We start from the raw sequence: 11,407 nt of genomic DNA on the forward strand, positions 1-11,407 counted from the left end.
TATGGTAAATAAAGCTCAAGGTTTGGGTTTAAATCTAATTACAAAAATTGCAGGTAGTGATTTACTTGATCAGTTTAAATTGCGCAAATTTATCGAAAGATCACTTTATCAAGGTTCTAAAGCTGGTTTTAAAACCTTAAGTGCAACACAAAAAGCATTTAAATCAGATTCAAATGTAACCAAACAACGTCTGCCCAATCAGCAAAAGTCCCTATTTGATCTGAGTTTGACTGAAGAACAGCAAATGACGGTGGATGCCATGGATCAATTTGCGTCCGAAGTACTTTATCAACTGGCCCATCAAGCGGATCACGACGAAAAGTTTCCAGTTGAGCTTTGGCAACACAGTACCGATTTAGGTCTAAATTATTATGCACTGCCTGAAGCTTTAGGCGGTGTTGCATCTGAAAAAAATATTGTGAGTAATATTTTAATTGCCGAACGCTTGGCTAAAGGTGATTTTTCACTTGCTGCAGGTCTGCTCTCTACTTTTAGTGTCATCAATGCAATCACACAATGGGGTTCTGAAAAAGTTCAATCTGTTTATTTAGCAAATTTTGCCAACGATACCGATATTCAAGCCACTTTTGCGGTACAAGAAGCAACCCCAGCATTTAATCCCTTACGCTTAAAAACCAAAGCGACTGCCAATAATGGACAATTCAGCATTACTGGAGAAAAAACTTTAGTGCTATTAGGTGCAACAGCAGATTTATTCCTTGTTAGTGCAGACTTTAAGGGTCAAGCGGACGTTTTCGTTGTAAAGCGAGACCCAAGTATTACAGTGAAAAAATCACCGGCAATGGGTTTAAAAGCAACTGAAACGGTAACTTTGAAGTTTGACAATACCCCTGCCGAACGTCTAGGTGACGAAGATTTTAATTACCCTGCATTTTTAGATTTAGGCAATCTAATGTGGTGTGCAATGGCTGTTGGTAGCTGTGAAGCGGTTAAAGAATACAGCATCAAATATGCCAATGAACGTACTGCATTTGGTGAGCCTATCTCACACCGTCAAAGCGTGGCATTTATGATCGCAGATATGGCGATTGAAATTGATGCAATGCGTATGCTGATTTTAAATGCTGCCAGTCTTGCAGAAGCAGGACAACCCTTCCATAGAGAAGCGTATTTAGCCCGTCTACTTTGTGCAGAAAAATCTATGAAAATTGCTACAGATGGTGTGCAAATTTTAGGTGGACATGGTTTTACCAAGGAACATCCAGCTGAGCGTTGGTACCGCGACTTACGTGCAACAGCCATTCTACATTCTGGCTTACACGCTTAACTTAGAAGATAAAGGATAAAAATCATGAATTTACAAAATCCAAAAAAATTCCAGATGCTTTTAGACCAAGCACATGAGACTGCATTAAATGTTTTACGCCCAATTTCTCGTAAATACGACAAAGCAGAACATGCCTATCCTAAAGAACTTGATATGCTGGCTTCTTTACTGGATGGTATGAACGACGGTGGTGATGGACTCAATGCTGGCGCTGCAATCAATAAACGTGGCGATATCGACAGCAATAATAAAAATGGCACCAATATGTCGACTGCCTTGGGTGTGATCGAAATGTGTTATGGTGATACAGGCTTATTACTGACCATGCCTCGTCAAGGGCTGGGCAACTCAGCGATTGCGGCAGTCGCCAATGATGAACAGCTGGAACGTTTTAAAGGGACGTGGGCTGCGATGGCCATTACTGAACCTGGTTGTGGTTCTGACTCTGCTGCGATTCGTACAACCGCAACCAAAGATGGTGATGATTACATTCTGAACGGTGAAAAAATATTTGTCACCTCTGGGGATCGTGCTGACTCGGTTGTGGTTTGGGCAACTTTAGATAAGAAATTGGGCCGTGCTGCAATTAAATCTTTTGTTGTACCTAAAGGTACACCCGGCATGAAAGTTGAACGCCTTGAACATAAACTTGGTATTAAGGCATCCGATACAGCGGCAATTAGTTTTATTGACTGTCGTGTACCTGGGGCAAACTTACTCGGTAATGCAGAAATTGATGTAGCCAAAGGTTTTGCAGGGGTGATGGAAACCTTTGATAATACCCGTCCACTTGTTGCAGCCATGGCAGTGGGCTGTGCCAAAGCGTCTTTAGAACGTATCAAAGAAATCTTTAAAGATGAACTCGATCCCGATTATGCTACTCCATATTTGCAAACATCCAATTTGGCTGCACAAATCTATCGGATGGAGGCAGAATGGGAAGCTGCACGCTTACTCACCATAAAAGCCACATGGATGGCAGATAACAAAAAGCCTAACTCTCGTGAGGCCTCTATCGCCAAAGCTAAAGCTGGACGTATTTGTAATGAAATCACTTTAAAATGTGTAGAGCTGGCTGCCAGTGTGGGTTATAACGAAGATGAATTGTTAGAAAAATGGGCGCGTGATTCAAAAATTCTAGATATTTTTGAGGGAACACAACAGATTCAACAGCTGATCATTGCCCGTCGAGAATTGGGTAAATCTTCGAGTGAATTAAAATAGTATTGCAGCAAAACCTGTAAATTTACTTAGGGTTTGTTGGCATTTCATAACTAGACGAATTGTCAACAGCCCCTATACTGTTATTCAAGTGGTAAAGTTTTGATCAGTTGAATTTTTAACTGATCACAAAAGGTAGAATTTTTGTTATAAAAATTCTACCTTTTTTATTTTCATTAACTTATGTACCAAATTAGAACGATACAAATACAAGACAATCCGTCGATCGCACAAGTTATTCGTGAAGTATCTAAAGAATTTGGCTTAGCACCTGAATCAGGCTTTGCTGTAGCCGACCCGATCTTGGATGATTTATATCAGGTATATGCTCAACCCAATGCCCAATATTGGATTATTGAGGATGCAAATGGTCGCGTTGTTGGTGGCGGAGGTCTTTCACCATTACAAGGTGATGCAACTGTTTTAGAGATTCAAAAGATGTATTTTTTGCCTGAACTTCGTGGTTTAGGGTTTGCTAAGAAAATTTTAGAAAAGTGTTTTGAATTTGCACAACAACAAGGCTTTCAGTCTTGTTATTTAGAAACCACTCAAGATCTCTGGCAAGCCATTAAACTCTATGAAAAGTTAGGTTTTGAGCATTTATCACAACCTAAAGGTAATACTGGTCATAGTCATGTTTGTGAAGTTTGGATGCTTAAAACATTGCTTTAATGCGTCATAAGCTTGCTCAATTCACTTTGGTCGTATTTTCATTACTTTCAGGACATTACACAATGTTATTATGGTCTAAATCACTCGATATTTTGAGTGATATTTCAATACGACTTAAAAAAATGGATGATTGGCAAAACAGTCATTGAAATTGCTTAATGGTGATTTACAATGAAAAAGTTTAGATAATTTAATTTTTATGCGTAGAACATCATCATTTATGAGTATTGTGTGAAATTAAGGGAATGTATAAACAATGTTGTATTTGGAAGATTTAAATATTGGTGATCATTTTAAAAGTCGTGAATACGAAATGACTTTGGATGAGGTTTTAGAGTTTGCACATAAGTATGATCCGCAAGTTTTCCATACTGATGCTGAAAAAGCCAAAGATCACCCGATTTTTAAAGGACTTGCTGCAAGTGGATGGCATACATCTGCCGTCACCATGCGTCTTTGGACAGAATGCTTCCCTGTTGCTTATGGCTTAATTGGTTCAGAATCAAGTTTAAGATGGCCAAAACCCACGCGTGTGGGCGATAAAATACATGTTGATGTCGAAATTGTATCTATCCAGCCCTCTAAAACCAAAAATGATCGCGCAATTGTGACCTATGTAACACAAGCAAAAAATCAAGATGATGATGTATTGCTAATTTCAACCACTAAAATTGTGGTATTTAAGCGCAATTTTGATGCACATTAATCCTAAATTTGTCTTACAATATTTAAGGGTTTTTCCATATCATGACAATATGATGAAACAAGTAAAAACAATGTTCAGAGCAATGGAAAGCACATGAAAACAGTCTCAGCTCGCCAAGATCAGGGAATTCCTGGTGTTTATGGACTATTATTATTAGATATTGTTTCTCGTTGGGGATATAGCGCAGAAACACTGTTCGCACCCTTTAATTTTACCAGCGAACAGTTAGCAGATCCTGAGTGTCGGATTCCGACACCACTTGCCAATGAATTGATTAAACACGCATTAAAACTTACAGGTGAAAGCACCTTAGGCTTTCATCTCGGTACACAAATGCGTATTTCCATTCATGGCTTTATTGGTTATGCCATCATGACAGCACATGATATTACCGATGCGCTTGTCTTAGCCAACCGTTTTATCCAGTTACGTATGCCCTTTCTACAATTGTATTTTTCTACTTTTGGTGAAAAAGCCACACTTCAATTGCAATGTGATATCGAAATCGAACCTTTACGCACAGAAATTGTGATGGGGCTAACCTTTGGTATTATGACCATGGCAAAAGCCTTAACCGGCATTGATTATTTGCATGGCGATATCGACTTTGATTTTCCCAAGCCTGATGGTTTTGACAAATACATCGAGAAACTGGCAAAGCAATACAATATGCGTTTTGAACAGCCACATCTCATTGCAAGTTTTGACAAATCCTACTTGGGCTTAAAAATGGTCAATGCTGACCCAATTGCCAGTCAAATTGCAATTAATCAATGTGAAGCAGAACTTTCAGCTTTGGGTGAAAGACGCCGCTTGGCGATGCGTGTACGTGATATCTTGACTCATTCGGAACAGCATTATTTAAGTATTGAAAATGTCGCAGATCGTCTGCATATGTCAGACCGTACATTAAAGCGTCAGTTGGCTGCCGAAGGTACTTCTTTCTCTACACTGGTAGACGAAGTACGTTATCGCCATGCCACATCGTTACTGTCACGTACTGACTATACACTGGAACAAATTGCAGATGAACTCGGATATAGTGATGTTGCAAACTTTAGTCGTGCATTTAAACGCTGGAGTGGCCGTAGCCCAAGTAGTTGGCGCAAAGACCCATACTTATAATGTGATTTATCACGATTATTTGTTTCGATGAATAAGTTTATCAGTATCTCTGCTTTCTGTTTTGATTAAAAAACCTGTATAACTCGTGCCAAAAATAAATTGATTAATGGAGTCATTATGAATCATCCTTCAGATTTGAAATATGCAGCTACACATGAATGGGTAAAAATTGAAGGTGATCTTGTGATTACTGGTATTTCTGACCATGCTCAAGATGCTTTAGGCGACTTAGTCTACGTTGAAGCGCCTGAAGTGGGTAACCATGTGGTTGCTGGTGCTCAAGCTGGTGTAGTTGAATCCGTTAAAACAGCATCTGATATTCATGCGCCTGTTTCGGGTGAAGTTGTAGAAGTGAATACTGCCCTTGAAGATGATCCTGATTTTGTGAATGACGACCCCTATGGCAAAGGCTGGATTTATAAGATTAAACCAGACAATATTGCAGATGTTGAAAAGTTACTCAGCAATAGTGAATATGAAGCTGGGCTTTAATTTTTAAAATCCTAATGCTTAAAAATAATGTTTAAACACAAAAAGATCAGATGAGTCTGATCTTTTTGTTTCTCTTAAATTAGATTAATACTATTTCCTTAAATCAAGTCGAGTAAGAATAGGTCTACTTTCTCCTATAGTATGGCAACCATTAATCCAACCTTGAATTACAGTTTGGCTATGAAAAGCAGATAAAAGGGCAGCATACACTTCTTTGAATAATGGATGAGTTTTTCTTAATACTACTTGATTTGCTATTTGACATCCCTCACCAGTCGCTACATTAGCTTTCAATTCAATAATTATATCTGTTCCGTTATCATGTACGACTAATCCACTTATTTTTGTGGGTGAGAATGGACTATTTGCAAATACAGAACTACTAAACAGCACACTCAAACCAAATGCAAAAAGTATTTTTTTCATAAGTGATCTCATCTTATTTTCTTAAATCTATTCTTGTTAAGACTGGATATGAACCATTACATCCGTTTACCCAACCACTAATTATTGTTTGTTGGTGAGATGCAATGTTGTAAAATAAAATTTAAAAAATTTTTTCACCATCTTGATATACATCAATTATACTGCCTTCCCATCCATATAAAACTAGCGTCTTTTGAATTGATTCTATCATCAAGCAACCGTGCTCAGAGCCTCCTTCAATTTGAATTTCTACTTTAACTTTCGAATCAATATAAAGTTCTTGCCCCCACGGTTCTATAATTAATTTAATTGCTTCATCAGAAGAATTTTGATATATAATTTTCTGTTTAGATTTCATTTTCTTATATTTTCCATATGTTCGATAATACGATTCATTAGCAGAACTCTGTTTTGAGCAGTAGTATTATGAACATTCCTAAAAAATTCATTAGCATAAAAAGTACGCCATTGACTAGCCATTTGTAGTGTAAGCCCCTGACTTTGCATAACAGCAACTTCAAATTTCGTAATATTTTGAGATCTTATAAGTGCTCCTTCAGGACCTTTCCCCCACTTTATAAAATCGCTACCAAATTTATTTTGAGTTTCAATCCCAGGTGGAAATGAAGGAGTTGGTAATTTCGCGATATTCTTATTAAGCCAAGGCTTAGACAATGGCGTGTAAGTATTGAATGCCATACCTCTAAGATCCATAATATTATCATATTGTGGTTTAAATATTAAATCACTTATCCCTGTTAGCCATTTAAATTTTGGAGTTGGTGCTAAAGTAGCAAAATCATTAAGAAAATTCTGACCTAAATAATCAGTAACAGAACCTCCTGATGTAGAATAAAAACTCATCCCATCTTCAACCCAAACACCATTTTTAACTACAGCAGCTTGTCCTGTCGGATCACTAAACGTATAAGTATCATTCCATCCATATTGATAACGGTTGGTCTGTCCATGACCTTTCATAATAAAAGTCACTGGATCAGGCTGATAAAATCTTCCTAATACTGGGTTATAGTGACGTTGCTTTAAATAAACCAAATCATCAGCATCTTGAACCCCACCAACAAAAGCATTGGGATTCTTTAAATTGCTTGGTTTCTTATATTGCAATTGTTGACCAAAAGGCGCGTATTGATAAGACTGACTAACCACACCCTGTTCATTGATCACCTTTAAGGTTGAACCATCAAAGTTCTGGACATGATATTGAACCCGATCCTTAGCCAGCGTGAGCTGACTAAGAACGAGGAAGAGACTTAATACAATCAATTGAACTGTTATTAACCAGATCTTATTTGGTTGCATATTTTTATTTTTCATTAGGTCTTTCATTTTTGTTTTCATGATTTATCCCCCTAGTCATCTTCCAAGATCATATCTAAGATTGCAGGCAACCATGCTGCCATATCTTCATCAGGATCAGGCTCACTTGGTTGAATCAGCGGGTCTAAAACACCTTTTGCACCCAGTAATTTATACTCATAACCATCTTTGTGACCATCACCATCTGAATCTGAATTATTTGGGTCAAAATAAAATTAACTACTTAAATAAAACCATAATTCACAAACCAATTTTCTAATTTTTTTATTAGTTCATCCGATTTAAAATCTTGAAATTTATATTTTTTTAGTACCTGTGATAACTCCACTAAAAGCGTTTTACAAATTTGAGTGATTCTTTGTTCGAATGTCATATTATTAAATAGATCATAATCCAACATAATATCCATATACAAGACTTTTTCTTTTTTTGATAATCGTAATCGTTTTTTAAAAACAATTTCAGGTTTACGACACATTAATATAATTACTATTCCATTTAAATCACTACCATAATTCTCAGATGTAATATATTTATTAAATCCATTTGAAGTAATTTGTTGCTTTGCTATTAAAATTCCTGATTCAGAGTCAGTATCAGATAGTAATTGAAATTTAAACATGCTTTTTTATACCCGGCCATTACTTTAATCTATAACTTTAGATAAATTATTCTTTATAGTGGTTCAACCAAGCTATCATTAATATAATATATCCACTTTATATTACCTCTAGGTAACCAAATAACAACAGCTTTCTTATCCATTAAAGCAGAATGAACTGTAGTAATTTCCTCCAAAGACTCGCCTACGACTTTAATTATATCTTTAGGTTTTAATATAAATTCATCAGCAAGCGGTTCAACAATTACAGTAATTTCAACTATAGATTCATTCATAAATTCAATATTGATTCTTTTCATTATCATTTATCCAATATTTTGCATAAGTAATGCTTCTTTTCACATATAGCCTTTCAGTATTAAGTTTTTGATAAAATCCTAATTTTTAATATAAAATTCAAATATACTATCAATTAAACCAACTCAAACAAAATTTTCATATAAAAAATTCAATACCTATCTTTTACAAAAAAATTTTCAAAATTAAATTTAATCAAGAAAATTCCAACAAGCGTAATAAAACTTGTCGGCAAAAGGTAAACCCATGCTTCTTGCATTTCTAAAAAAAAGCTTTTCGAGTACATATAACCGAAACCAAAATCGCCTCCAGAGTAGTAAATAGGAACCCAAATCAAAAAAATCAATATAAAGGATATAAGATACAATAATAAATCTCTTTCATAAATCAAAAAACGTACATCTTTTTGTTCAATATTCATCCTGCAAAATTTAAGATTTTCAAGCATAATCTGTATATGAAATATCTCGACTCAAAAAAGCTTTCTGATTCTCAGTTTAAGCGTTATACAGGCATATCTCGTTCAACATTTTCTCTAATGGTTGAACAAATGCAGATGCAAATTCCTTCTAAAGGCAGGCCACCAAAACTATGTCTTGAAGATCAGGTATTACTCTGTTTAAGCTATTGGAGAGAATATCGAACCTTATTTCATGTTGCTGCAAGTTATGGTGTATCAGAGCCAACAGCTTCCAGAATTGTTCGTCAAGTTGAAGATAATTTAATTCAGTCAGGTTTGTTTAATTTACCCAAAGATATCCCCGAAGGGGAAGGTATAGACTGGAATGTAGTGATCGTAGATGCCACTGAAATTCCAATTCAAAGACCTAAAAAAACAGAAGAAAAGTTATAGTGGTAAGAAAAAGGCTCACACATTTAAGGTGCAAGCGATCATTCATTGTAAAACTCAGCAAATACAAAGTTTATGCATGAGCAAAGGCGCTGTACATGACTTTGAACTGTTCAAACGCAATCTGCATTTAGTCCCAACAAATTCATTTATTCTTGCAGATAAAGGTTATCAAGGGATTTATGCTATATATCCCAATAGCTTGTTACCGTGCAAGGCTAAAAAACGTTGTGAATTAGATCCTTTGCTAAAAACATATAATCGAGAAATTAATAAAAGAAGAATAGTCATTGAACATGTATTTGGTACATTAAAAACTTTCAAAATCCTTGCAGAGCGTTATCGAAATAGAGGGAAAAGACTTGGCTTAAGATTCAATTTGATTGCAGGTATTTATAATTTAGAACTGAGTAAAAAGTGATTTATGAAAGAAGTCTAATATTGTATGCTCTTTTGCACTTGCATATAAAAATACAGCAATTAAAATTATATTAATAAAAAAATTCAGATATGGCATATATAATCCCATGATTATACCATGAAATAAAATTAAAACTATTCCAAAGCATACAGCGATAAAATCAAAAAACTTATTAATCATAGTTATTTTTAACCATTATACAACTTTGATGTCACAATCACATACTTATATTGTGGTCACACATTAATCTAATTTATTGATTTTATTAGTTTAATACTGTTTTTCTTAGTTTAATACTTTAGTCATACCTGTAACCCGTATACTATTGACTTCTGCTTTGATCCAATTCATCTAAGATAAATTTTAATAGCATTATTAATTTTAATTAGCAATACTTTACTTAATAATTATTACAAAATACTAAGCTTATCTATAATTCATACAGCATACTATCTAATTTAGAATAGTAATAAATATGCATTAGCATTCAATTTTATTTAACAATCATTTTAAAGTGTTTTTTAAATCCATCAATGCCAATAGAAACAAATAACACACCCAATATCGTTATGATATTAAAAAACAATATATAAAACCATAATCCTTCCATCCCTTTTGTATTTGAATACATATAACCAAATTTTAATTTATCTTCTTCAAAATATACTGGAAACCATTGTATTAAAACAGTAAAAAACATGACCACTAAAAAACTGACTTTCATATCTTTTATACTAAATATAATAATCAATGCCAAAAAAACCAATGAAACTACAATATTTAAATATGGCATGAATAGTGATGTTAAAAAACCAAATATCAACATCAAAAACAGCCCAAAAACTAATGACATTAAAGATATTAAAAAATTAATTTTAGCTTTCATATAAAAACCTTTATTAGTTTACTTTATAACTACGACCTGTTGCATAATGTAGAGCTTTTTCTGTTTCACCGAACCAAATATTATTTACTAAACCATTAGAAAGTGGTCCAAAAGACTGTAAATTACCTACTCCCTCACCATAATTATGTATAATGACTTTTCCGCCACCTAAATCTTGTACTCCTCGAATAACAATTCCAGGATAAAGTGAGTGTCCTGGTCTAGTAATATTAACCACCCATGGAAAACCGCTGTCTCCAGATCTTAAAACAGAATACACATTATCCGGCATTTGATGAATAAAAGTTTTTGTTTCCGCCAGATAAGATCTCCAAGTAGTAGCAGGATTCGCTAAATTAAAAACTCCAGAATATGTGGCTGATTGTGCTTTTGGACTTGGTGTAGGATGCATAATAATATATAAACGCAGTTTATTAATTTCAATACTATTTAATCCTTCGACATATACACTTCTGTTATAAATATGATAATTTGGATTATCTTTAAAATAGCTAAAACCAGCTAAAGTTGATGGGACATTAAAACTCAAAAGATCAGTGAATTCTGTTTGAAATTTAGTTTCTCCTTTAAAAGTCATAGCTTCTGTTCCATTAGGATCTTTAAAACTATAACTATCATTCCACCCATATTGATAACGATTGGTTTGACCATGCCCCTTCTCTAAGAAAGTCACTGGATCAGGCTGATAAAATCTTCCTAATACTGGGTTATAGTGACGTTGCTTTAAATAAACCAAATCATCAGCATCTTGAACCCCACCAACAAAAGCATTGGGATTCTTTAAATTGCTTGGTTTCTTATATTGTAATTGTTGACCAAAAGGCGCGTATTGATAAGACTGACTGACCACGCCCTGTTCATTGATCACTTTTAAGGTTGAACCATCAAAGTTCTGGACATGATATTGAATCCGATCCTTAGCCAGCGTGAGCTGACTAAGAACGAGGAAGAGACTTAATACAATCAATTGAACTGTTATTAACCAGATCTTATTTGGCTGCATATTGTTATTTTTCATTTTTGTTTTCATGATTTATCC

The 11,407-nt window shown here is 34.8% G+C and carries 16 protein-coding genes; 8 read left to right on the forward strand and 8 right to left on the reverse strand.

Annotated elements, in window-relative coordinates:
* Position 1 precedes the first annotated feature (1 nt).
* The 6 genes from AS4_RS11185 to gcvH all read left to right on the forward strand — a co-directional run bounded on the left by AS4_RS11185 (position 2) and on the right by gcvH (position 5,504).
* Entirely contained in the window at positions 2–1,288 is a 1,287-nt protein-coding gene (locus AS4_RS11185) for an acyl-CoA dehydrogenase family protein (protein WP_171478438.1), read from the forward strand.
* A 24-nt stretch (positions 1,289–1,312) separates the two neighbouring features.
* Entirely contained in the window at positions 1,313–2,512 is a 1,200-nt protein-coding gene (locus AS4_RS11190; protein WP_096734190.1) for an acyl-CoA dehydrogenase family protein, read from the forward strand.
* A gap of 180 nt (positions 2,513–2,692) precedes the next feature.
* A complete protein-coding gene (locus AS4_RS11195) occupies positions 2,693–3,181 on the forward strand; it encodes a GNAT family N-acetyltransferase (RefSeq protein WP_096734191.1) in 489 nt (162 codons plus the stop codon).
* Between the two features lie 256 nt (positions 3,182–3,437).
* On the forward strand, positions 3,438–3,887 hold the full coding sequence (locus AS4_RS11200; RefSeq protein ID WP_004720258.1) for a MaoC family dehydratase: 450 nt from the start codon (positions 3,438–3,440) through the stop codon (positions 3,885–3,887).
* A gap of 93 nt (positions 3,888–3,980) precedes the next feature.
* Positions 3,981–5,012, forward strand: coding sequence for an AraC family transcriptional regulator (locus AS4_RS11205; RefSeq protein WP_004720255.1), 1,032 nt, complete (start codon positions 3,981–3,983; stop codon positions 5,010–5,012).
* Positions 5,013–5,129: 117 nt separating this feature from the next.
* A complete protein-coding gene (gcvH, locus tag AS4_RS11210) occupies positions 5,130–5,504 on the forward strand; it encodes a glycine cleavage system protein GcvH (RefSeq protein ID WP_096734192.1) in 375 nt (124 codons plus the stop codon).
* A gap of 90 nt (positions 5,505–5,594) precedes the next feature.
* Here gcvH and AS4_RS11215 read toward each other — a convergent pair whose 3' ends face one another.
* The 6 genes from AS4_RS11215 to AS4_RS11240 all read right to left on the reverse strand — a co-directional run bounded on the left by AS4_RS11215 (position 5,595) and on the right by AS4_RS11240 (position 8,611).
* Positions 5,595–5,930 (reverse strand): hypothetical protein, encoded by a 336-nt coding sequence (locus tag AS4_RS11215; protein WP_096734193.1) that lies wholly within the window; start codon positions 5,928–5,930, stop codon positions 5,595–5,597.
* Positions 5,931–6,051: 121 nt separating this feature from the next.
* A complete protein-coding gene (locus AS4_RS11220) occupies positions 6,052–6,288 on the reverse strand; it encodes a hypothetical protein (RefSeq protein WP_096734194.1) in 237 nt (78 codons plus the stop codon).
* Positions 6,285–7,292 (reverse strand): RHS repeat domain-containing protein, encoded by a 1,008-nt coding sequence (locus tag AS4_RS22010; RefSeq protein WP_227548064.1) that lies wholly within the window; start codon positions 7,290–7,292, stop codon positions 6,285–6,287. Before AS4_RS22010 ends, AS4_RS11220 begins: the two co-directional genes overlap by 4 nt.
* Before the next feature lie 202 nt (positions 7,293–7,494).
* Entirely contained in the window at positions 7,495–7,893 is a 399-nt protein-coding gene (locus tag AS4_RS11230; protein WP_034616555.1) for a hypothetical protein, read from the reverse strand.
* A gap of 53 nt (positions 7,894–7,946) precedes the next feature.
* On the reverse strand, positions 7,947–8,192 hold the full coding sequence (locus tag AS4_RS11235) for a hypothetical protein (protein ID WP_096734195.1): 246 nt from the start codon (positions 8,190–8,192) through the stop codon (positions 7,947–7,949).
* Positions 8,193–8,341: 149 nt separating this feature from the next.
* Positions 8,342–8,611: a hypothetical protein gene (locus tag AS4_RS11240; protein WP_126606918.1), complete on the reverse strand. Its 270-nt coding sequence runs from the start codon at positions 8,609–8,611 to the stop codon at positions 8,342–8,344.
* 36 nt (positions 8,612–8,647) lie between these two features.
* Here AS4_RS11240 and AS4_RS11245 point away from each other — a divergent pair, with 36 nt between their 5' ends.
* Positions 8,648–9,043 (forward strand): transposase family protein, encoded by a 396-nt coding sequence (locus AS4_RS11245; RefSeq protein WP_096734197.1) that lies wholly within the window; start codon positions 8,648–8,650, stop codon positions 9,041–9,043.
* Positions 8,991–9,461, forward strand: coding sequence for a transposase family protein (locus tag AS4_RS11250; RefSeq protein ID WP_096732533.1), 471 nt, complete (start codon positions 8,991–8,993; stop codon positions 9,459–9,461). The genes AS4_RS11245 and AS4_RS11250 overlap by 53 nt, the downstream gene beginning before the upstream one ends.
* 493 nt (positions 9,462–9,954) lie before the next feature.
* Here the strand turns inward: AS4_RS11250 and AS4_RS11255 are convergent, their stop codons facing one another.
* Together AS4_RS11255 and AS4_RS22015 are read right to left on the reverse strand one after the other, a co-directional pair.
* A complete protein-coding gene (locus AS4_RS11255; RefSeq protein WP_096734198.1) occupies positions 9,955–10,347 on the reverse strand; it encodes a hypothetical protein in 393 nt (130 codons plus the stop codon).
* A 13-nt stretch (positions 10,348–10,360) separates the two neighbouring features.
* Positions 10,361–11,398 carry an RHS repeat-associated core domain-containing protein gene (locus tag AS4_RS22015; protein WP_227548065.1) on the reverse strand — a complete coding sequence of 346 codons (1,038 nt, stop codon included), beginning with the start codon at positions 11,396–11,398 and terminating at the stop codon, positions 10,361–10,363.
* Positions 11,399–11,407: the final 9 nt, after the last annotated feature.

Origin of the sequence: Acinetobacter guillouiae (genome assembly GCF_002370525.2) — a bacterium.
GTDB classification, from domain to species: Bacteria; Pseudomonadota; Gammaproteobacteria; order Pseudomonadales; family Moraxellaceae; genus Acinetobacter; species Acinetobacter guillouiae.

Coding starts and splice junctions, on each gene's coding strand:
- AS4_RS11185 (WP_171478438.1), top strand. CDS start 2: ATGGTAAATAAAGCTCAAGGTTTGGGTTTAAATCTAATTACAAAAATT.
- AS4_RS11190 (WP_096734190.1), top strand. CDS start 1,313: ATGAATTTACAAAATCCAAAAAAATTCCAGATGCTTTTAGACCAAGCA.
- AS4_RS11195 (WP_096734191.1), top strand. CDS start 2,693: ATGTACCAAATTAGAACGATACAAATACAAGACAATCCGTCGATCGCA.
- AS4_RS11200 (WP_004720258.1), top strand. CDS start 3,438: ATGTTGTATTTGGAAGATTTAAATATTGGTGATCATTTTAAAAGTCGT.
- AS4_RS11205 (WP_004720255.1), top strand. CDS start 3,981: ATGAAAACAGTCTCAGCTCGCCAAGATCAGGGAATTCCTGGTGTTTAT.
- gcvH (WP_096734192.1), top strand. CDS start 5,130: ATGAATCATCCTTCAGATTTGAAATATGCAGCTACACATGAATGGGTA.
- AS4_RS11215 (WP_096734193.1), bottom strand. CDS start 5,930: ATGAAAAAAATACTTTTTGCATTTGGTTTGAGTGTGCTGTTTAGTAGT.
- AS4_RS11220 (WP_096734194.1), bottom strand. CDS start 6,288: ATGAAATCTAAACAGAAAATTATATATCAAAATTCTTCTGATGAAGCA.
- AS4_RS22010 (WP_227548064.1), bottom strand. CDS start 7,292: ATGAAAACAAAAATGAAAGACCTAATGAAAAATAAAAATATGCAACCA.
- AS4_RS11230 (WP_034616555.1), bottom strand. CDS start 7,893: ATGTTTAAATTTCAATTACTATCTGATACTGACTCTGAATCAGGAATT.
- AS4_RS11235 (WP_096734195.1), bottom strand. CDS start 8,192: ATGAAAAGAATCAATATTGAATTTATGAATGAATCTATAGTTGAAATT.
- AS4_RS11240 (WP_126606918.1), bottom strand. CDS start 8,611: ATGAATATTGAACAAAAAGATGTACGTTTTTTGATTTATGAAAGAGAT.
- AS4_RS11245 (WP_096734197.1), top strand. CDS start 8,648: ATGAAATATCTCGACTCAAAAAAGCTTTCTGATTCTCAGTTTAAGCGT.
- AS4_RS11250 (WP_096732533.1), top strand. CDS start 8,991: ATGCCACTGAAATTCCAATTCAAAGACCTAAAAAAACAGAAGAAAAGT.
- AS4_RS11255 (WP_096734198.1), bottom strand. CDS start 10,347: ATGAAAGCTAAAATTAATTTTTTAATATCTTTAATGTCATTAGTTTTT.
- AS4_RS22015 (WP_227548065.1), bottom strand. CDS start 11,398: ATGAAAACAAAAATGAAAAATAACAATATGCAGCCAAATAAGATCTGG.